The sequence below is a fragment of the Algibacter sp. 2305UL17-15 genome (genome assembly GCF_040720935.1).
In the GTDB taxonomy this organism is placed as follows: domain Bacteria; phylum Bacteroidota; class Bacteroidia; order Flavobacteriales; family Flavobacteriaceae; genus Jejuia.
Genome location: NZ_JBFDAE010000022.1, coordinates 42,256 through 62,320 on the forward strand (window position 1 = coordinate 42,256; position 20,065 = coordinate 62,320).

The window sequence follows — 20,065 nt, forward strand, 5'->3', positions numbered from 1 at the left end:
TTGACTGTAAGAATTCCAAATATTGCAATAGTAATTTTAGCCGCAGGTGCTTCAAGCAGAATGGGAAGCCCAAAACAATTGCTTAATTGGGGAAATACCTCATTAATTCAGCATACTTTAAATATAGCTAAAACTACTAAAGCAGTTAAAACCTTTGTTGTTTTAGGTGCAGATTCTGAGAAAATCAAAGAAGAAATAAAAGAGGCAAAGGTTTCCATTATTTTGAATCCTGAATGGGAATTGGGTTTAGGAAAGTCCATTGCACGTGCTGCAAGTGTCATTTTTAATTCAAAAGAAAATTTTGATGGTATTTTGGTTGCCCTCGCAGATCAACCCTTTGTAACCCCTTCGTTTTTAAATCAAATGATAGATGAATTTAGTCTTAATAAAAATGGAATAATTGCAACATTTTATAACACTAAAAAAAATGGAGTTCCTGTATTATTTGCAAAAAGTTATTTAAGTGAATTAAATAAATTGGATGATGATTTTGGTGCTAAACTAATTTTAGAAAAACATGAAAGCAAAGTCAAATCACTTGTTCCAAACTTTGAAAATTTAGATATCGATACCAAAGAAGACTATAAAAGCTTGGATAATAAGGAGCATTAAATTGAATCTTAGATAAAATTAGTTCATTTTTTATATGTTAGTATGACCATTTAGATTATAAATTCGTCAAGATTGAATAAACCGCAGCATTCAATTAGAAGTAACTTTGCCAACTTAATTCAATATTTGTTATATTCGAAGTATGAGTAAATCTCCAATAGATAAAGCGTTAACACCTGAAAAGTTTGAGAATTTAAAAATAAAAGCTCCGGCAACAAATTCCGCTGGTTTGGGAGGTTTGGCAGCTGCAACATCGCATGCTTTAAAATACATCAAGCCCAGTAATATATTGAAAATATCTACCAAGATGAACCAGAAGGGCGGTTTTGATTGCCCTGGTTGCGCGTGGCCCGACCCCGACGACGACCGTTCTGCACTTGGGGAATATTGCGAAAATGGGTTAAAAGCCATGTCCGAAGAAATGCAGAGCAAATTGATATGGCGGGATTTTTTTGCAAATAATTCTGTTGATGAATTAGCGGGTTTAAGCGATTTTGAAATTGGAAAATCAGGACGCTTAGCAGAACCTATGTATTTGCCAAAAGGCGGCACGCATTATCAACCTATAAATTGGGACGAAGCCTTTAAAAAAGTTGGAGCACATTTAAACGCTTTAGATACCCCAGACGAAGCAGCATTTTACACCTCTGGTAGAACTACAAACGAAGCCGCTTTTTTATACCAATTATTCGTGAGGGAATTCGGGACAGCCAATTTACCAGATTGCTCCAATATGTGTCATGAAGCAAGCGGAAGCGCACTAACTGAAACATTAGGCATTGGTAAAGGTTCCGTAACTTTAGACGATTTATATAAGGCTGAATTGGTCATGGTTGTGGGGCAAAACCCTGCAACGAACCATCCAAGAATGTTATCTGCTTTAGAAAAAACAAAAAAGAATGGTGGCAAAATAGTATCCATAAATCCGTTGCCAGAAGCCGGATTGATGAAATTTACCGATCCACAAAGCCCCATTAAAATGTTAACGGGTGGTATAAAATTGTCAGATGTTTTTGTGCCAGTTACCATAAATGGCGATGTCGCTTTTTTCAAAGCCTTATTGCTAAAATTATTAGAAAAAGAAGAGCTGAACGGCAATGTTTTCGACGCAGCATTTATTGCAGAACATACCAGCGGACTAGAAGCGTTTATTTCAGATTTAAAAACCTATAATTTTGAGGATTGCCTTAAAGCATCAGGTGTATCAAGAGAAATATTTGATGATGTTTTCGATTTGGTCTTAAACAAGAATAAAATCATCATTTGTTGGGCAATGGGCTTGACACAACACGAAAATGCAGTTGATAATATTCGTGAGCTGGTTAATTTATTATTGTTAAAAGGTAGCATTGGGAAAGAAGGTGCGGGAACTTGTCCTGTACGCGGACACTCCAACGTTCAAGGCGATAGAACCGTTGGCGTTTGGGAAGCTGCACCTCAAGCTTTTTTGGATAAAATTGAATCAAAATACGGTTTCAAGCCAACCGCAAAACATGGCTATTCTGTCATTGAAGCCATTAAGGCAATGTATGAAAATAAAGTAAAAGTGTTCTTCGGAATGGGCGGTAATTTTATTTCTGCTGTTCCCGATACCGCTTATTCAGCTCAGGCTATGGCGAATTGTAATTTAACGGTTCACGTGAGTACAAAACTAAATCGTTCACATTTAGTAACTGGAAAAGAAGCGTTGATTTTTCCATGTTTAGGGCGTGCCGAAAAAGATTATCAAAAAACAGGGGTACAGACACAAAGTGTAGAGAATTCGATGGGCATTGTGTCTTCTACAAAAGGGGTTTTAGAACCCTGTTCTGATGCACTTTTAAGTGAAGTTGCTGTGGTTTGTGGTGTTGCAAATGCGACCTTGAAAGAACGCTCTAAAATTGATTGGTTAAAATATAGCGATGATTACAATTTGGTTCGTGATGATATTGCCGAAGTTGTAGATGGATTTACCGATTACAATAAAAAACTAAAACAGCCAGCTGGATTTTATTTACCAAACGGCGCTAGGGAACGAAAATTTAAAACTGAAACAGGTAAAGCCAATTTTACATCCAATAAATTACCAGATTGGAAGCTAAAAGAGGGTGAATTAATCATGATGACCATTCGTAGTCACGATCAATTCAACACCACTATTTACGGCTTAAACGATAGATATAGAGGTGTTTTCAACGAAAGACGCATCATTTTTATGAACCGTGAGGATATGAAAATACGAGGGCTAGAAGAACACCAGGTCGTTCATTTAAAATCAGAATATAACGGCGTTATTCGTGAAGCCAATAATTTTAAAGTTGTGGGTTATGATATTCCTAAAAACTGCTGTGCTACCTATTTTCCAGAAACAAATGTACTCGTGCCTTTAGATAGTTTTGCACATACGGCTAAAACTCCTGCTTCAAAGAGTGTGAGGGTTACGGTGGAAAAGAGCTAAAATATTTTTTTTAAGTGTTGAGGATTCCATTGATTATTCCAAAATAAAAGGAGTTCTAAAGTATTATTCGAGGCATTGTAAGTGTAATAAAGTGTCGTTTGTTTTGAATATTTCTTGTTGAAAAGTTTGTTCAGCGGTTAATGACCAAAGCACATCCACCATTAATCTAATTTGTATTTGGATTTGAATTCCGCCATGACTTCCTCGTGGGGTCGGGTTCTTCCATGTAAGATATCTTCTTCACTCTTTTTTAATAATTGTTTAGCAATATCGGGTAAATCCGAAAGCGCATTAATTTGAGAATCATGATGAGACATTATCTGTTCAATTTTATACAATGTCTCTTCATCAGAAACTTTCATCAACTTTTCAATTATTTTATATTTTTTTGATTCTAAATCCATAAGGTTCAGTCTTATACACAAATATAACAAAAATTAGACTTCAAATGTAGAAAAACTAGATACTGCGAAGTTCGGTTTGTGCTTTACTTAGTTAGGATTTCTCTAAAACATATCCATTAATTTTATTATTACTCAATTATTCATATTTCAATTTAAGAAATCAACAATAATTGCGTTTCTACGTGAATTTATTAGAAGAACACACTTTAAAATACGTATAAATACTTAGTTTTGTATTTAAAATACGTAATTATGCAACATATAATTGTAGTTGGAAATGGTATGGTGGGCTACAAATTTTGCGAAAAGTTTGTAGAGAAATCAGGAAATGAAAACTTTAAAATCATAGTTTTTGGCGAAGAGCCAAGACCTGCATATGATAGGGTTCATTTAAGTGAGTTTTTTGAAAATCAAGATGCCAAAGCATTGGAAATGGCGCCTAAATCGTGGTATGAGGAGCATGGTATTGAATTGATAACAAATGAGCGTATTACCAATATTCACAGGGCTTCAAAAAAAATTACTACAACTACAGATATAAACTATAAATACGATTATTTAGTTTTAGCAACGGGTTCTGCACCTTTTGTACCAAATATTGAAGGGATAGAAAAAAAAGGTGTTTTTGTTTACAGAACTATTGAGGATTTGGAGGCAACTTTAGCCTATGCCAAAGCGGTTATTGGAGATAGAGAAGAAACGGTGAAAGCTGCTGTACTTGGTGGAGGATTACTGGGTTTAGAAGCGGCAAAGGCAGTAAAGGACATGGGGTTTGAACCTCATGTTGTTGAGTTTGCGCCTAAGCTAATGCCACGTCAGTTGGATACACGAGGTAGCAAGGTGCTTAAAGAGAAAATCGAATCTTTGGATATTCAAGTACACTTGTCTAAAGCAACAAATAAAATTTTAGGAGAAGCAGCTATTACGGGGATGGAGTTTGGCGAGTATGATAAAATTGATGTTGAAATGTTGGTGGTTTCCGCAGGGATTAGGCCCCGTGATGAATTAGGGAAAACCTGCGAATTAAAAATGGGAAAACGTGGTGGCATTATCGTGAACAATAGAATGCAAACCTCCGATCCTGAAATTTATGCTATTGGTGAGGTGGCACTTTATAATGAAATGATTTATGGTTTGGTGGCTCCTGGCTATGATATGGCTGAGGTAGCGGTTAATCAAATTTTAGGAAATCGAGACGTTTTGATGGCTGAGAGCATTGATATGTCCACCAAATTAAAATTAATTGGTGTAGATGTAGCTAGTTTTGGTGAGCCTTTTATGCCTATTGAAAAAGGGTATTCCATTATTTATGAAAATAAAACGAAAAACTTATATAAGCGTATTAACGTCAGTCATGATGGCAAAAAATTGTTAGGAGGCATTCTAATTGGCGATGCGTCTGACTATAATATGTTGCACCAAATTTATTTGAATGATTTAGCTATTCCAGAGGATGCTGAAGAGCTGATTGTTGGAAGTAGAGGCGAAGGTGGTTCATCATTTGGTAGTGTGTTGGATATTCCAGATGTGGCACAAGTCTGCTCTTGCGAGAGTGTTACCAAGGGCGATATTTGCTGTTCTATAACAGAGGGTGATTGTACCAACTTAAGTGATGTAATAGCTAAGACAAAAGCAACATCGGGTTGTGGTGGTTGTAAACCTATGGTGGTTGATTTGGTAAATGAAACTTTAAAATCGCTAGGAAAAGAAGTTAAGGAAACGATTTGTGAACACTTTAATTTTAGCAGACAGGAGCTTTACGATTTGATAAAGATTAATAAAGTACCAGATTATCAAGAAGCACTTAATCTATTTGGAGAAGGCCATGGTTGTGAAACTTGTAAACCATTATTAGCATCTATTTTTGCTACTATTACTATGGAAACGCCAAATCGTCAGCCTGTAATTCAGGATACCAATGATCGGTTTTTGGCTAATATTCAACGTAATGGAACGTACTCTGTTGTGCCAAGAGTTGCCGGTGGCGAAATAACACCAGACCAATTAATTGTGATTGGTGAAGTTGCCAAGAAGTACGATTTATATACTAAAATTACAGGAGGCCAACGAATTGATTTGTTCGGCGCACAGATTCATGAACTGCCATTGATTTGGAAAGAATTGATTGATGCTGGTTTTGAAAGCGGGCATGCCTACGGGAAATCTTTAAGAACCGTAAAAAGTTGTGTAGGCTCAACTTGGTGTCGTTATGGGATGCACGAGAGCGTCACTTTTGCTATTGATATTGAAAACAGATACAGGGGCTTGCGCTCGCCACATAAATTAAAAGGTGGTGTTTCAGGATGTATTCGTGAATGTGCTGAGGCAAGAGGTAAAGATTTTGGATTGATTGCCGTTGAAGGCGGCTGGAACCTATACGTTTGTGGAAACGGAGGGGCTACGCCAAAGCATGCGGTATTGCTTGCAGAACAGCTGGATGACAAAACGGTTATTAAGTACTTAGACAGATTCTTGATGTACTACATTCGTACCGCAGGGCCTTTGGTTAGAACCGCACCTTGGTTAGATAAACTGGATGGTGGTATTGACTATTTGAAGCAGGTGGTAATTGAAGATTCGTTAGGAATTGCTGAAGAACTTGAAGTGGAAATGCAAGGATTGGTAAATAAATATGAATGTGAGTGGAAACAAGCCATAGAAAACCCTGAAATGATGAAACGCTTTAAGCATTTTGTGAATTCTGATGATACAGATGATAATTTGGTATTTGTACCAATGCGCGAGCAGAAGATGCCTAAGGCTTGGAGTTGATTGAAAAAAAAAGACAGAAGACGGTTGACGGGAGACCGAAGAGAGCAGGTTTGCGGATAAGTTTTGACTGAATGCTGATGACCGAAAACTGCAAACTAGCCCGCGTTAGGGATTGTAGAGGAAAGCCCACAGCCCGACGTAGGAGGTGCGAGGACTTGTAACGTAAAGCCCGACCCTTGTGGTAACGCCCAAATAAAAATTTAGATTTTAAATAACACTTTTAAGGATGGAAAATATATTAGAACAGTACAAATCGGTTACAGAAAATGAAGTAAAAACTTGGTTTAAAGCGGGTATGCCTACTGATTTTCCTGAGAATAGTGGTGCGTGCATCAAGTATAAAACCAAACAAATAGCTGTTTATAATTTTACGCGAACCGGAAAGTGGTACGCGACACAAAATTTATGCCCGCATAAAATGGAAATGGTGTTGTCATTGGGAATGATAGGAGATAAGGAGGGCATCCCAAAAGTGGCTTGCCCCATGCATAAAAAGAATTTTTCTTTAGAAGATGGGAGTAATTTAGCAGGTGAGGATTTAAAAATTGCAACCTATCCTGTTAAAATTGAAAATGGAAATGTGTATATTGGCTTTTCGGATTAAAACCTTACGAAAATGAAGCCTACACGATTTGAAACTGCTATTGCATTAATTGATAAAGCCAATTCTGAAGATGTAAACACATATGAGGTTGCGGGTATGAACTATCCAAAGGAATTGTTGTACTCGCAACGCATGACGAGGAAATTATTACAGTTTGAGCCCAATGCATCAAAAGCCCTTCAAATAGCGGCACGTGCGCAACATATTTGCCGTTGGAAAATAGCTCGTGATGAATATCCAATGAACCGTGTAGGCTATTTAAAATGGCGAGAAACTTTAAAGAAAATGCATGCGGATTTAACTGCTGACATCTTAAAACAAGTAGGTTTTGATGACCAATTTACGAATAGGGTTAAATCCATCGTCCTAAAAAAACTGATTAAGAAAAACGAAGAATCCCAAACGCTTGAAGACACTATTTGTTTGGTGTTCTTGGATTATTATTTCGAGGAATTTGCCGAAAAGCATGAGGATGAAAAAGTAATTGATATCCTTAAAAAAACATGGAAAAAGATGTCCGACAAGGGGCATGAGGCTGCATTAAAACTTCCCTTTTCTGAAAAAGGCTTGTCTTTGGTTAAAAAAGCTATTGCTTAAACCTTTGTAAAATATGACAAAAAACGGCAATTCATTAGACCAAAGAACGTTTGATAAATTACGCCGTTTGTATATTATTGCGCTTAGTACTATTGCACTTTCAGTTATAATAAGTCAGATTTTAATTAGAAAACACCTTAGCGCTCAGGAAAGTGATTCCACAGTAATTAACGTAGCTGGAAGGCAGCGCATGTTAAGTCAAAAATTGACTAAAGATGTTGTTTCGTTATCTTCCGAAGCACATCCAGAAAAAAAAACGCGCCTTAAGAATAACATTAAATCTACGCTCCATCTTTGGGAATTATCGCATAAGGCACTTCAAAAAGGAAATGATAGTTTAGGCTTGCCAAAAACGAACAGTCCTGAAGTTTCTACGAAGTATAAATTGTTAAATCCTGTTTTTGATACTATAAGTACTGCTTCAAAATCAATTATTGAAACCATTGAAAACAACCCAAAGGCTCCCTTAACATCTTATAGTTCTAAAATTGAAAAAGTAAAAGCTCATGAGGGCAGCTTTTTAAAGATAATGGACGAAATAGTAAACCAATACGATTTGGAAGCCGATGAAAAGGTAGAACGGTTACGTAAGTTGGAATTGTGGTTAACCGGTTTAACATTGTTCATTTTGTTGGGGGAGTTGCTGTTTATTTTTTGGCCTGCAGCAAAATCTGTTAAATCTGTTTTGGCGGACTTATTGCATGCCGAAAAACATGCAAAAAAAATGGCATTTGATGCAGATGAATTGAGTCAGGCCAAAGAAAAATCCATTAAGGAATTACGGGCATTAAGTCGTGCGATGGACGATACTTTATTGTTCGCACGAATTCTGCCAAACGGAAGCGTGGTGCACATGGGAAACAAGTTTTCGCGCTTGTTTAAATACTCAAAATTTAACGATGGCATGATGTTCTGGAACATGTTATCCCAAGTTGAAACTGAGCAAGCCGCAATAGAAGATTTAATAACACGGCATAAAAAAACGGGGTGGCAGGGAGAAGTAAAATCTACCACAAAAGATGGAAAGGACATTTGGTTGGAAATGGCAATTATTCCTTATAGTCCAACTGAAGAGAAATCAGAATTGCTAATTATTGCTTCTGAAATTACAGAACGAAAAATTGCGCAACTAGAAATTGGCAGACTTACGGAAAAGAGCTTTCAAGAGAAGATGAACCAGCAAAAAATCATCTCCAGTAAGATTATTGAAAACCAGGAAAAAGAACAAAACCGTATTGCGAAAGATGTGCATGACGGCATTGGGCAAATGCTTACGGGGTTAAAATATAATTTAGAAAGTATCGATCCTAAAGATGTTGAAAAGGCAACCGTGAAAATTGAACATTTAAAAGAACTAACCTCTAACATCATTAAAGGTGTAAGGACTGCAACATTCAATTTAACACCTCCAGAATTAACCGATCATGGTATTGTGCCAGCCTTAACAAAATTGACCCAAGAACTTGGGAGGCTTACAGGCAAAGAAATTGTGTTATTCAATAAAACGGATTTTAACCAGCGAATGGATTCGCTTTCAGAAATTAATATTTACCGTATCACTCAAGAGGCCATAAATAATGCCATAAAATATGCAGATTCCACACATATTCTGGTGTCTTTGTCGCATAGCAAAGATATTTTGAGCATCGTTATTGATGACAACGGAAAAGGCTTTGATCCAACCAAAGTAAAACATGTGAAATCTGGTGATGGCGGTATGGGACTTACTTTTATGCAAGAGCGCATCAAATATATAGATGGACGTTTGTTTTTAACTTCGGCAAAAGGAAAAGGTACTCGTGTAACTTTGAATATTCCATTGACCTAATATCCAATAATAATAGTTAACATTTTTAAGAAACAGATTGAAAAGTGATTTTAATCCAAACTATATTTGTAGCATCCTTTTAAATACGAAAAGATGAAAATTTTTAAATGTCCCAATTGCAGTTCTACCGTATTTTTTGAAAATACAAGTTGTGAAAATTGCGGCAATACATTAGGTTATCATTGGTTTACCGATGAATTTGCAATTCCTCAGACATTTAATGCGCACTTTAACAATAATCTTAAATTTTGTAAAAACCACAAACATTCGGTGTGCAATTGGTTAATTGACCAGTCTTCTGAAAGTCAGTTTTGTGTTGCATGCCAGCTTAATAGAAAAGTACCAAATCAAGCAGATTCCGAAAATTTTAAAAAATGGCAGCGGTTGGAAATAGCCAAACACCGCTTGATTTTTCAGTTGAGCAAGTTGAAACTCCCTTTGCAATCAAAACTTAAAAATGATAGTGGGATTGCTTTTGATTTTCTTTCGGCAAACAACAAAGAAAAAAAATTGACTGGTCATGCCAATGGTGTAATTACCATATTGCTTTCCGAAGCAGATTCTGTACATCGGGAGCAACTGAAAAAACAAATGGATGAACCTTACAGAACTTTGTTAGGACATTTTAGACACGAAATAGGACATTATTATTGGTCACTTCTTTTCAAAAACAACAATTTGCAGAATTTTAGAAATCTATTTGGTAACGAACAGCAAGACTATGGGGAGGCTTTAAAACACTATTACAAAAACGGTGCGCCATCAAATTGGAATTCCAACCATATCAGTAAATATGCAAGTGCGCATCCGTGGGAAGATTGGGCGGAAACTTGGGCGCATTATTTACACATTATGGATACTTTGGAAACCGCAAATGCCTTAGGTCTTTCTTTTTTAAATTCCAATCCATCCATTGGAAATGATACGAGCGTTAATTTTCCAAATCCATACCACCTAAGTGATTTCAAAATTATTTTTGATGCTAGTGTTGCTTTAACATGTGCTGCGAACAGCCTAAATAGGTCTATGGGCTTGCCAGATATTTATCCGTTTGTGATTCCAGCTCCCGTTTATAAAAAATTAGAATTTATTCACAATGTATTGTACAGCAGGAATCTAAACATGAATTAAAGAAAATTATATGATGAAAAGGAAATTGATAAGTTCAGGGTCTTCATTTGAAGAAAAGATTGGTTATTCAAGAGCCGTTGTTCAGGACGATTGGGTATTTGTCTCAGGCACTACAGGATATAATTATGAAAATATGACCATTAGTGATGATATTGTAGAACAAACGGAGCAATGTTTTATCAACATCAAAGAGACATTAGAAAAGGCCGGAGCTAGTTTATCAGATGTGGTTCGTGTTACCTATATTCTAACAGATGGTAAAGATTTTGAAACATGCTGGCCAGTTTTAAACAAATACTTCGGAACAATAAAACCCGCTGCTACCATGATTTCTGCTGGACTTGCAGATGATACCATGAAGATTGAAATTCAAGTAACCGCATTAAAAGGGTAATATACGTAGTATTACTTAATTTTAGTACTTTTGTAGGTAATAATCCTGCAAGGTTTTTAATCCTGATAACTATCGGGACTGTAGATGTGAATTCTTTATTTAAGACCTGTCAGGTTTTAGAAACCTGACAGGTCTAGAAGCAAAATTAATAATAAACTCAACTGTTTTAAAAACAAAATGGGTTAACGTAGTAAATTTATGGATATGATTAACGTAGTGCTTGCAGACGACCATGTTTTGGTTAGAGATGGTATAAAAGCCCTTTTAGAAGACCAGGATGGTATTGCTGTCATAGACGAAGCCTCCAACGGAAAAGAAGCTTTGGAAGTGATTTCTAAAAACAAACCCCATGTGTTGATAGTGGATATCAGAATGCCAGAAATGAACGGTATAGAAGTGGTTACCGAAATGAGTAAATCACATAAAGATATAAGAACATTGGTCCTCTCCATGCACGATTCCGAAGAATACGTAGTGCAAGCCATTCAAGCTGGTGCGGATGGGTATTTATTAAAAGGTGCAAGTAAAGAGGAATTTATAAAGGCGTTGCACAAAGTGGCTTCTGGAGGTAAGTATTTTACAGGCGATGTGTCGGCAATTATTATGAATAACTTTGTAAACGGCAACACGAATACGACTCCAAAACAAACGCCTAAAGAAGATCCGTTCAAACTGACCAAACGTGAAAAACAAATACTTAATTTGGTATTGCAATTAAAAAACAATAAAGATATTGCTGATGAACTTAAAATCAGTAAGCGTACCGCCGAAGTACATCGCTTTAATTTGATGAAAAAATTGGATGTGAAAAATTTAATGGAATTGAGCCATAAGGCTAAGGAGTTTGGGTTGGTTTAGAGGATATGCCTAAGCTATTTGATTACTTTGTCAGATTTGTACATAATTGTTTAAGATTGTGTAGCCTTTATTCAGGACGGGTCATTCTGTTCGTTCAATTAATTCCGAAAAAGTCAAAATTAAAGTGTGCCGAATCTTTTCTAAAATTAAAAAGTGTAGCGGGAGCACAAGGTTTTTTAAAAAGTAGGAAAAAAGACAGGACAGGAGTGCGTATTGTTGGTTTTAAGCAACTTGTATTTTAGGAAAAATGTAAAAACGGTAAAACCAAAAAAGGCTTGAAATCAGATGTTTAGGAGTTTTGGTCGACTTTTTTAATGCGTTGCGCAACGGTTACCGGTATTGGCATTTCGTTTTTTTAAATATATTTCTAGTAATATTCAATTTCATACAATAGTTCATCACAACAAACAGGAATTTTTCCTTTTTTATTAGACTTTACTTTAACAATATTATCATTTATGTAATTGAATTCCGTAATCACTTCAGTCAATGTACCGGTAGTTTCCAGTTTCTTATGATATTTTATTATTTGGTTGTGTCTATTATATTTAAAATTGTATTCTAATTTGTTATTTTTAAATCCTTCATGGTCTTCCAGCGATTTAGAGCTATAACGAAAAAAACCTTTATCTAAATACTTAATCAAGAACCCATCAGAGCTATATGTGTAATTGTCTGAGTCACCTTTATATCTTGGGATTTGAGGGGTAACTGGTATTAAATCTATAATTGTGTCCCTCTTAATTATAGCACCAAGTTCATCTTTAGATATACTGACAATTGAATTTCCATGTTTATTATATACATATTCGTAGTGCCTAAAATCCAAATTATTTTGAGTAAAAAATTTATACTCAATTAATTTTCCATTACTATCATATTTGTGGAACATGTTATGACCATGAATTGAATGTTGTTTTTCCATGCACCTTCCGTTTTCGTATAAGGTGATTTCTCCAACATATTTTTTTATGTTTTCTTTTTGCAAAAAAACAGTTATTCGTTTAGCATTTTTAAGATTCAACAGTTTGACGATGTCTTCTGTAGATTCGGGTGAGCGTTCATCTTTTAAATATGAATCGGTTTGAGCGTAAGAACCAATACTAAAAAAGAAAGCAAATAAAATAAGTAGTCTTAATTTTTTCATTTAAATTCTAAGGTCTTTCGAAATGAATGCCAACGTTTGGTGTATGGTTTGTTACGGAAATGAACGTGCGTTATTTTCCGCTAGATTAATTTTCATTAAAGGTAGGAATTTTTCTTTTGCTTAACCAATCTAGCCATTAACTATACACGTCTTAAGTTTACAATTCATTAAATTTAGAACATAAACAGAAAAGACAAAAGAGAGGAATAAGGTTATTATACACGCAGAAGCTTAAGACTTCGTCAACATTGAAAATCCCCTCTCTTTTCTACACAGATTTCGTACAGTTCTATGAGGCTTTTTAGACCTCGATTTTAAGTCGTTGAAACTCGCGTAGGTTGTCCTTTCAAAAAATACTTTCTTATGAATAAGGATATTAAATATTTTGGACTTGACATCAGTCATTTAGTTTTCGATGTTACCGATTCTGATGGTAATTATTATCAGTTTAAAAACAATGAATTTGGCTTTAGGAAGTTTACAAAACTCTTAAATTGTGATAGCCATTGCGTGATGGAAGCTACAGGTTATTACCATTACCAGTTGTTGGTTTTGGTAAAACAAGTACACCAAGATCTCTTAACACGTTTAAAAACTATTCCAGGTATTGGCCCGAAAACAGCTATAATGTTGGTGGTTCTGACAGGTGGCTTTGATCGTTTTGCAAGCGCAAGTGAATTATGTAGTTATGCAGGCTTAACTCCAGTAATTAGACAAAGTGGAAGTAGTGTCAACGGACGGCCGAGGATCAGTAAGATAGGAAACCGGAAACTGCGGAATTTATTATTTATGTGCAGTTTTAATGCTTGTAAATACAACAAAGCTTGCCGTGATCTTTATGAGCGAATAGTAGCCAAGGGAAAGAGTAAAAAACTAGCATTAATAGCTGTCTGTAATAAGTTGCTAAAACAGGCCTTTGCTATCGCTAAATCAGGATTAATATGATGGTGAATATAAAAGTACTTTAGTGAAAAATTAATGAATTTTTACTTGTTTTTTACCACAGTACTTTGTTGTACCACGTACTTTTTATTCTGTTCGTTCAATAAATTCCGAAAAAGTCAAAATCAAAGTGTGCTGAATCGTTTCTAAAATTAGTAAGTCTTTATCTCCAGTAATTAAATGTAAGTTCAATCAATAAGTGCAACACGAATATTTGAATCTACCGCTAAATTTAGAAGAAAGTTGTCTTTTTCATCTCTACACATTTTAATGTCAGATTTGACTTTTACTAATTCTCCTTATAGGTCAAAATACTCAAGTAATTTCTCAACATCTTTTTTTGAGAAGTACTTTTTAAATTTCGGACGACTTACAACATCAATAAATTCTTCAAGTAATTCGTTAGAAAAAATCAATGTTATTTTACTGTTTTCAATCAGTTTATCCAGCTGAATGAATTTTTTGGAAATCAGAAAGCTAATCCAAAGATTTGTATCGAGGATTATTTTCTTATTTTTCATATCGTGATTTTCTCACTTGCTCAACTTCTTTAGTTATTTCATCTAATGAAATCATGTCATCTGACTTCGCTCTTAACTTTTTAAGTAGAGTAGTGAAATCCGATTTATATTTAGTTTTATTAATCTTAATCAGATTTAAATCCTCTAGATTTTTTAGAAGCTTTTTTGCTTTTGGATTTAATATGTCAATTCGGATAGTTTCCATTTTCTTTAATTTTCAATAAATCTACTGAATTATAATTAAAATACGAATTTTTGTCAGTATGTGGTACAACATGTTTGTATATAGTTTGTTACGTGTTTTAAGCACCTAATTTAGCAAATACAAACCAAATAGAAAATCCATGAGGATTTTCGTAAGTAGGTTAGAACTAGCAATAAATTATATACGGCTTAGGTTTACAATTCACTAAATTTAAGTATTAATCAGGAGTTATGTCGCACCTTTTAAGGTTTAAAACTATTTTAGAGTTAAAACGTTATAGCAACGGTACAATATCTACTTATACTAAGGTTTGTTAAAATTTTCGCAAATTCTTTAAATTTATAGAGCGAAATTTCGAAAAATCTTCACGATAAAGATGTAATCCTAACAACCATAGAACTTGTACGGACAAAATCTTATAGCATATCTTCTCAAAAACAATTAATTGGTGCTATTAACTTATATTATTGAGAGCTTTATAGTAGAAATATTGATTTTTCAATTATTTATCCTGTAAACAAAGAGCAATATTTACCTTGCATATTGTCTAAGGATCAAGTTAAATTAATTCTGAAAAACACTTCGAACGTAAAGCATAACGCTGTTTTGGCGACTATTTATGGTTTAGGCTTAAGAATTAGTGAAGCCATTAATTTAAAAGTTAATGACATTGATAGTAAAAGGATGTTGGTACACATACATAATGCAAAAGGGAAAGAAGATAGAATGGTAATGCTTCCAAATAGATTACTTATTTTACTGAGAGTCTATTTTAAGGACTATAAGGCGAAAGGTTATCTTTTTGAAGGTGTGAAAAACGGAATTTATAACCAGAGTAGTATTCGTAAAATTTTAAAAGCATCAGCTAATAATCTAAAATTAAAAAGCCGATAACAGTACATGCACTTAGGCATACTTTTACTGCGCATTTACTAGAAAATGGTACGGATATAACAATCATTCAGAAACTTTTAGGACATAAAAATATTAAAACAACACTACTATATACCCAAGTAGCAGAATCTACGGTTCAAAATGTACAAAGTCCTATTGATTTTATTTAATAATAGTTTAAGTAGTACCAACCACACCCAAAGTATATAACTGTTCCATAGTAGGCGTTGCACTACCACCAGCAGGTTCTAGGGTAATACCGAAAGCTTCACTTTCGTTTTGGTTTTCAATTTCGAAGATTTTGTTAGCATCGGTATTAAAATTGTCTATTGTGCCTAAACTAGTAGGGGTAAGCGGACTCAATTTTAAAGACCATACTTGGTAAACCATGCCTTCGGGAGGTTTTGGTAAACCTTGTGCATCTAAAAAGATACGTTTTGAATTTTTATCCCAATACACCTTAGCGTAAGTATTAGCAAAATTACCTTGACCGGCCAATTGTATTCTAGAAATGTTATCGTCTCGTAAAACAGAAATAAGCGTATTGGCTTCTGTAAGACTGTTTTTTGAGTTTTCTATTTGATGTTCGAGTAACGATTGTTGCGTTTCTGCAACTTCAATATCAGATTGTAATTGTTTGTTTTGATTTACGGTCCACAATAATCCAACACCTAAAACTATTGATGCTGCCCAACCTGCATAGGTAATCCAATTGTATTTTGGTTTTGTTATAGAAATAACTTTGGTGTCATCGCCATTAAGTCCTAATGCTTTTTTTACATTTTGTAAAATATGGTCGTTATTGCGTTGCGAAGTAGCAGCAGTAAGTTTAATTATGGCCGTTTCAATTTCTAAAACCTCTTGTAGGATTTCAGGATGCTGCTGCATAAGCACATAGATCTCTTCGTTTTCTTTTTCAGAAAGCGATCCAGCTACGTACAGCTCTAAGATTCCAGATGCTATGTATGCTTTAATGTCCATTTTTTAGTTTAAAACCATATTTCTAAGTTCTTGAATACAATTTCTGTTTCTTGTTTTAATTGTTCCAATTGGCATATCAAGTGCTTCAGATGCTTCACTTTGTGTATAGCCTTTAAAGTATAACAGTTCTATGACCTTTTTGCATTTTTCGGCTAGTTTGCTAACAAACTTTTTCACACCTATAGCATCGGTTATAGCATCTAAGTTTTCACTAGTTTCTATTGTATCTACGAAATAATCAGAGTTGAGGTTTTGTTTAGAATTTTTAAAGGCTTTGGAACGTGTTTTATCAATGGCAGCATTTCTGGAAATGTTTAAAATCCAAGTAAAAAAACGTCCTTTTTTAGCTGAATAACTACCGGATTTGTGCCATGCTTTAATAAACACATCTTGCATCACTTCTTCTGCAATGGCATGGTCTCTAACAATATTGTAGATAACACCGTGCATACTTTCGCTATACATACTGTACAGTTTTTCAAAAGCCTTTTCATCCTTTTGTTGAAATCTAACAATTAGGTTATCTAAATCCATTCATAGCAGTTAAGTTTTCCGAAAATACTAAATATTCAATAAAAAAAGCTACCAAAGTATGATAGCTTTTCAAAATTATTTAAAAAGGGTATTATTCAATAATCCCAGCACAACTCACACGGGCTCCAGCAGCACCAGAAGGTTGAGACGTAAAATCATCGGCACCAGCATGAACAATCACACCTTTGCCAACAATATCTTTTGTGGCGTCTCCACAGCCTATACACCATTCATCTGTTGTGAATGAAATAGTGCCGTTACCATTTTCATCAGCAATAAAATTACCAATATCTCCTTTATGATAGCCTTTAGTAGCACCCCATTTTCCGTGAGGTTTATTGGTAGGATTCCAATGACCACCTGCCGATTTACCGTCAGGAGAAGAACAATCAGATTTATCATGGATGTGTATGGCATGTGCTCCAGCTTCTAAACCACTTATAATGGCAGTCATGGTTACGCTGCCGTCTTCTTCCTTAAACACCACATTTCCTGTAGCATTAGTGCCGCTTTTAGCGTTAAGCGCAATTTTAATTTTTTTGGTTTTTACAACTTCAGCTTTAGTAACCTCTTCTTCAACTTTTATCTCTTCCTTTTTCTTTTTACAAGCGGTTAAAGACACAGCTAATACAAGAAATAATAGGCTTAATTTTTTCATGATTTTGGTATTTATTATTTATGCGAAAGTTAAGCTATTAAACAAACAATTACAAATATGAATATGACTTATATCATATAATTTTGAACTCATTTCGATTAGTTTTGAACAATAATTATCAGGTATGTCAAATTCATTAGTAAATAAGTATAACATAGCAGGACCGCGTTATACGAGCTATCCAACAGTTCCGTATTGGAATATCGATACGTTTTCTTTGGAAAAGTGGAGGTCATCTCTAATACAATCTTTTAAGGAGAGCAATTCAAAAGAAGGGATAAGTTTATATATTCATTTGCCATTTTGCGAAAGTTTATGCACGTTTTGTGGCTGCAACAAACGTATTACAAAACAGCATAGTGTAGAGTCTCCCTATATAAATGCAGTTTTAAAAGAATGGCAATTATATTTAAAATTGTTTGATGAAAAACCCATAATCAAGGAATTGCATTTGGGTGGGGGAACGCCAACATTTTTTAGTCCCGAAAACTTAAAGCGCCTTATTTTGGGGATTTTACAAACTTCAGAATTAGCCGTAGGTCACGAATTTAGTTTTGAAGGACACCCCAATAACACCACAAAAGAACATTTGCAAGCCCTTTATGATGTCGGGTTCAGACGTGTGAGTTACGGTGTGCAAGATTATAATGAAACCGTTCAAAAAGCAATTCATAGAATTCAACCTTTTGAAAATGTGAAGCGCGCTACAGAATTGGCCAGGGAAATTGGATATACCTCAGTAGGTCATGATATTATTTTTGGATTGCCATTTCAAACTTTAGAACACGTTGAAGCAACTATTTTAAAAACCAAGGAATTGCTTCCAGATCGTCTAGCATTTTACAGTTATGCGCATGTGCCTTGGATTAAAGGCAACGGGCAACGAGGTTTTGATGATGCCGATTTGCCTTCTGCTGAAGTTAAAAGAAGCCAATATGAATTGGGTAAAGCATTATTGGCCGAAGTTGGTTATGAAGAAATTGGAATGGATCATTTTGCCTTAAAAACCGATACATTACATCAATCCATGGAAAACGGAAATCTTCATAGAAATTTTATGGGCTATACAGCGTCTAAAACACAAGCTATGATTGGGTTGGGCGTATCGTCAATTAGTGATAGTTGGTATGGTTTTGCACAAAATGTAAAAGGTATAGAATCTTATTATAATCTTTTAAAGGATGATATGTTGCCTGTTTACCGTGGTCATATTTTAAATGAAGAAGATTTAATAATTCGTCAGCATATTCTTAATTTAATGTGTCGTTTTAAGACTTCTTGGACTAATGATGCTCTTTATTTTAAAGAGCTACCAGAAGCCTTAATTCAATTAGAGGAAATGGAAACGGACGGATTAATTGCCATCAATTCCAACAGTATTGCAATAACCGAAAAGGGCAAACCATTTGTCCGTAACGTTTGTATGGCTTTTGATGTCTTATTACAACGAAAACAGCCAGATACCCAGTTGTTTTCAATGACAGTTTAATCTTATTATCAGCAGACCTGACAGGTTTTAGGAAGCTGTCAGGTCTAAAAAACAAAAAGCATGAAAAAAATTATTGTACCCATAGATTTTTCAGAGCACTCTGAATACGCACTTAAAACAGCAGCAAAATTGGCAAAAAAACACAAAGCAGAATTGTTAGCATTACACATGCTGGAAATGTCCGATATCATGTTGTCCGCTTCAGACGGATTGCAGAACCAAAAAGCCATTTACTATTTCAAGCTAGCAGAACAAAAATTTGAAGATTTTTTAAAGAAAGATTTTCTAAAAGGTATAAAAATCACGCCGATCGTAAAACACTTTAAAGTATTTAGTGAAGTAAACGACGTTGCTTTAAAAAATGATGCCGATTTAATTGTAATGGGCTCCCATGGCGCAAGTGGTTTTAAAGAGTATCTAGTTGGGTCGAACACAGAAAAGGTAGTCAGAAATGCAGATATCCCTGTTCTGGTAGTGAAAAAAGAATTACTAAATATTCATTTTGATGTGGTTGCTTTTTCTTGTGATTTTTCCGAAGAAGGTATTAAAGCCTATTTAAATGCAAGAAGTTTATTCGAAAAAATAGGCGCAAAAATGTATCTCGTACACGTTAATCTCCCCAACGATCGATTTAAAAGTTCTATAGAAATTGAGCGAAGTGTGGTTAACTTTTTTACAAAAGCCGATAGGAATTTAGATAAAATGGACGATGTATGTTATGTCGCAGATTACACCGTTGAAGAAGGGCTCTTAAACTGCGCCAATAAAATAGGGGCGGACCTTATTGCTATTCCAACCCATGGCAGAAAAGGATTGTCTCATTTCCTTCAAGGTAGCATTGGCGAAGATGTGGCAAATCATTCTACATTGCCGGTTATAACGTTTAAGATTTAAGCACTTTGTTATTACTGCATAGGCAGGAATCCACTCGAATGACACTATCCTAAAATCTGTGTAAGTTTCAAAACTCAGGGTTAAATTATTTATAGTTTAATCCTGTTTTCAAATATAGCTAAAAATTGGTTCAATATAATTCCCCAATTTCTAATTGGCATTG

The 20,065-nt window shown here is 34.9% G+C and carries 18 protein-coding genes and 2 pseudogenes; 13 read left to right on the forward strand and 7 right to left on the reverse strand.

Going from position 1 to position 20,065, the window contains the following annotated elements:
• Both ABXQ82_RS17580 and ABXQ82_RS17585 read left to right on the forward strand, forming a co-directional pair.
• Positions 1-612, forward strand: a complete 612-nt coding sequence (locus tag ABXQ82_RS17580; protein ID WP_367062882.1) for a nucleotidyltransferase family protein — start codon at positions 1-3, stop codon at positions 610-612.
• 142 nt (positions 613-754) lie between these two features.
• Positions 755-3,049 (forward strand): FdhF/YdeP family oxidoreductase, encoded by a 2,295-nt coding sequence (locus tag ABXQ82_RS17585; RefSeq protein ID WP_367062884.1) that lies wholly within the window; start codon positions 755-757, stop codon positions 3,047-3,049.
• Positions 3,050-3,210: 161 nt separating this feature from the next.
• Here the strand turns inward: ABXQ82_RS17585 and ABXQ82_RS17590 are convergent, their stop codons facing one another.
• Positions 3,211-3,453, reverse strand: a complete 243-nt coding sequence (locus ABXQ82_RS17590; protein WP_367062886.1) for a hypothetical protein — start codon at positions 3,451-3,453, stop codon at positions 3,211-3,213.
• Positions 3,454-3,705: 252 nt separating this feature from the next.
• Between ABXQ82_RS17590 and nirB the strand changes: the two genes are divergently transcribed.
• The 7 genes from nirB (at position 3,706) to ABXQ82_RS17625 (ending at position 11,637) form a co-directional block, all read left to right on the forward strand.
• Positions 3,706-6,225 carry a nitrite reductase large subunit NirB gene (gene nirB, locus ABXQ82_RS17595; protein ID WP_367062888.1) on the forward strand — a complete coding sequence of 840 codons (2,520 nt, stop codon included), beginning with the start codon at positions 3,706-3,708 and terminating at the stop codon, positions 6,223-6,225.
• Between the two features lie 226 nt (positions 6,226-6,451).
• Positions 6,452-6,829 (forward strand): nitrite reductase small subunit NirD, encoded by a 378-nt coding sequence (nirD, locus tag ABXQ82_RS17600; RefSeq protein ID WP_367062890.1) that lies wholly within the window; start codon positions 6,452-6,454, stop codon positions 6,827-6,829.
• Positions 6,830-6,841: 12 nt separating this feature from the next.
• Complete coding sequence (locus tag ABXQ82_RS17605) at positions 6,842-7,426, forward strand: DUF4202 domain-containing protein (RefSeq protein WP_367062892.1); 585 nt, start codon at positions 6,842-6,844, stop codon at positions 7,424-7,426.
• A 13-nt stretch (positions 7,427-7,439) separates the two neighbouring features.
• Positions 7,440-9,254 carry an ATP-binding protein gene (locus tag ABXQ82_RS17610; protein ID WP_367062894.1) on the forward strand — a complete coding sequence of 605 codons (1,815 nt, stop codon included), beginning with the start codon at positions 7,440-7,442 and terminating at the stop codon, positions 9,252-9,254.
• A 93-nt stretch (positions 9,255-9,347) separates the two neighbouring features.
• Complete coding sequence (locus tag ABXQ82_RS17615; protein WP_367062896.1) at positions 9,348-10,385, forward strand: putative zinc-binding metallopeptidase; 1,038 nt, start codon at positions 9,348-9,350, stop codon at positions 10,383-10,385.
• 10 nt (positions 10,386-10,395) lie between these two features.
• On the forward strand, positions 10,396-10,779 hold the full coding sequence (locus ABXQ82_RS17620) for a RidA family protein (protein WP_367062898.1): 384 nt from the start codon (positions 10,396-10,398) through the stop codon (positions 10,777-10,779).
• A gap of 198 nt (positions 10,780-10,977) precedes the next feature.
• Positions 10,978-11,637, forward strand: coding sequence for a response regulator transcription factor (locus ABXQ82_RS17625; protein ID WP_367062900.1), 660 nt, complete (start codon positions 10,978-10,980; stop codon positions 11,635-11,637).
• Between the two features lie 367 nt (positions 11,638-12,004).
• Here the strand turns inward: ABXQ82_RS17625 and ABXQ82_RS17630 are convergent, their stop codons facing one another.
• A complete protein-coding gene (locus ABXQ82_RS17630) occupies positions 12,005-12,784 on the reverse strand; it encodes a hypothetical protein (protein WP_367062902.1) in 780 nt (259 codons plus the stop codon).
• Between the two features lie 363 nt (positions 12,785-13,147).
• Between ABXQ82_RS17630 and ABXQ82_RS17635 the strand changes: the two are divergent.
• Positions 13,148-13,763: pseudogene (locus ABXQ82_RS17635) on the forward strand (transposase).
• A gap of 262 nt (positions 13,764-14,025) precedes the next feature.
• Here the strand turns inward: ABXQ82_RS17635 and ABXQ82_RS17640 are convergent.
• Positions 14,026-14,247, reverse strand: coding sequence for a putative toxin-antitoxin system toxin component, PIN family (locus ABXQ82_RS17640; RefSeq protein ID WP_367062904.1), 222 nt, complete (start codon positions 14,245-14,247; stop codon positions 14,026-14,028).
• Complete coding sequence (locus ABXQ82_RS17645; protein ID WP_367062906.1) at positions 14,237-14,452, reverse strand: hypothetical protein; 216 nt, start codon at positions 14,450-14,452, stop codon at positions 14,237-14,239. The genes ABXQ82_RS17640 and ABXQ82_RS17645 overlap by 11 nt, the downstream gene beginning before the upstream one ends.
• 543 nt (positions 14,453-14,995) lie before the next feature.
• Between ABXQ82_RS17645 and ABXQ82_RS17650 the strand changes: the two are divergent.
• Positions 14,996-15,516: pseudogene (locus tag ABXQ82_RS17650) on the forward strand (tyrosine-type recombinase/integrase).
• 7 nt (positions 15,517-15,523) lie between these two features.
• On the opposite strand, the gene ABXQ82_RS17655 reads toward ABXQ82_RS17650, so the two are convergent.
• The 3 genes from ABXQ82_RS17655 to ABXQ82_RS17665 form a co-directional block, all read right to left on the reverse strand.
• Complete coding sequence (locus tag ABXQ82_RS17655) at positions 15,524-16,327, reverse strand: anti-sigma factor (protein ID WP_367062908.1); 804 nt, start codon at positions 16,325-16,327, stop codon at positions 15,524-15,526.
• Positions 16,328-16,330: 3 nt separating this feature from the next.
• Positions 16,331-16,861, reverse strand: a complete 531-nt coding sequence (locus tag ABXQ82_RS17660; RefSeq protein ID WP_367062910.1) for a sigma-70 family RNA polymerase sigma factor — start codon at positions 16,859-16,861, stop codon at positions 16,331-16,333.
• Between the two features lie 91 nt (positions 16,862-16,952).
• A complete protein-coding gene (locus tag ABXQ82_RS17665) occupies positions 16,953-17,519 on the reverse strand; it encodes a superoxide dismutase family protein (RefSeq protein ID WP_367062912.1) in 567 nt (188 codons plus the stop codon).
• Between the two features lie 124 nt (positions 17,520-17,643).
• Between ABXQ82_RS17665 and hemN the strand changes: the two genes are divergently transcribed.
• Both hemN and ABXQ82_RS17675 read left to right on the forward strand, forming a co-directional pair.
• Positions 17,644-19,008 (forward strand): oxygen-independent coproporphyrinogen III oxidase, encoded by a 1,365-nt coding sequence (hemN, locus tag ABXQ82_RS17670; RefSeq protein ID WP_367062914.1) that lies wholly within the window; start codon positions 17,644-17,646, stop codon positions 19,006-19,008.
• 60 nt (positions 19,009-19,068) lie between these two features.
• Positions 19,069-19,902, forward strand: coding sequence for a universal stress protein (locus ABXQ82_RS17675; protein ID WP_367062917.1), 834 nt, complete (start codon positions 19,069-19,071; stop codon positions 19,900-19,902).
• Positions 19,903-20,065: the final 163 nt, after the last annotated feature.

Bases quoted from the DNA above. Each gene is read 5' to 3' on its own strand.
- ABXQ82_RS17585 (WP_367062884.1), top strand. From the start codon at position 755: ATGAGTAAATCTCCAATAGATAAAGCGTTAACACCTGAAAAGTTTGAG.
- ABXQ82_RS17590 (WP_367062886.1), bottom strand. From the start codon at position 3,453: ATGGATTTAGAATCAAAAAAATATAAAATAATTGAAAAGTTGATGAAA.
- nirB (WP_367062888.1), top strand. From the start codon at position 3,706: ATGCAACATATAATTGTAGTTGGAAATGGTATGGTGGGCTACAAATTT.
- nirD (WP_367062890.1), top strand. From the start codon at position 6,452: ATGGAAAATATATTAGAACAGTACAAATCGGTTACAGAAAATGAAGTA.
- ABXQ82_RS17605 (WP_367062892.1), top strand. From the start codon at position 6,842: ATGAAGCCTACACGATTTGAAACTGCTATTGCATTAATTGATAAAGCC.
- ABXQ82_RS17610 (WP_367062894.1), top strand. From the start codon at position 7,440: ATGACAAAAAACGGCAATTCATTAGACCAAAGAACGTTTGATAAATTA.
- ABXQ82_RS17615 (WP_367062896.1), top strand. From the start codon at position 9,348: ATGAAAATTTTTAAATGTCCCAATTGCAGTTCTACCGTATTTTTTGAA.
- ABXQ82_RS17620 (WP_367062898.1), top strand. From the start codon at position 10,396: ATGATGAAAAGGAAATTGATAAGTTCAGGGTCTTCATTTGAAGAAAAG.
- ABXQ82_RS17625 (WP_367062900.1), top strand. From the start codon at position 10,978: ATGGATATGATTAACGTAGTGCTTGCAGACGACCATGTTTTGGTTAGA.
- ABXQ82_RS17630 (WP_367062902.1), bottom strand. From the start codon at position 12,784: ATGAAAAAATTAAGACTACTTATTTTATTTGCTTTCTTTTTTAGTATT.
- ABXQ82_RS17640 (WP_367062904.1), bottom strand. From the start codon at position 14,247: ATGAAAAATAAGAAAATAATCCTCGATACAAATCTTTGGATTAGCTTT.
- ABXQ82_RS17645 (WP_367062906.1), bottom strand. From the start codon at position 14,452: ATGGAAACTATCCGAATTGACATATTAAATCCAAAAGCAAAAAAGCTT.
- ABXQ82_RS17655 (WP_367062908.1), bottom strand. From the start codon at position 16,327: ATGGACATTAAAGCATACATAGCATCTGGAATCTTAGAGCTGTACGTA.
- ABXQ82_RS17660 (WP_367062910.1), bottom strand. From the start codon at position 16,861: ATGGATTTAGATAACCTAATTGTTAGATTTCAACAAAAGGATGAAAAG.
- ABXQ82_RS17665 (WP_367062912.1), bottom strand. From the start codon at position 17,519: ATGAAAAAATTAAGCCTATTATTTCTTGTATTAGCTGTGTCTTTAACC.
- hemN (WP_367062914.1), top strand. From the start codon at position 17,644: ATGTCAAATTCATTAGTAAATAAGTATAACATAGCAGGACCGCGTTAT.
- ABXQ82_RS17675 (WP_367062917.1), top strand. From the start codon at position 19,069: ATGAAAAAAATTATTGTACCCATAGATTTTTCAGAGCACTCTGAATAC.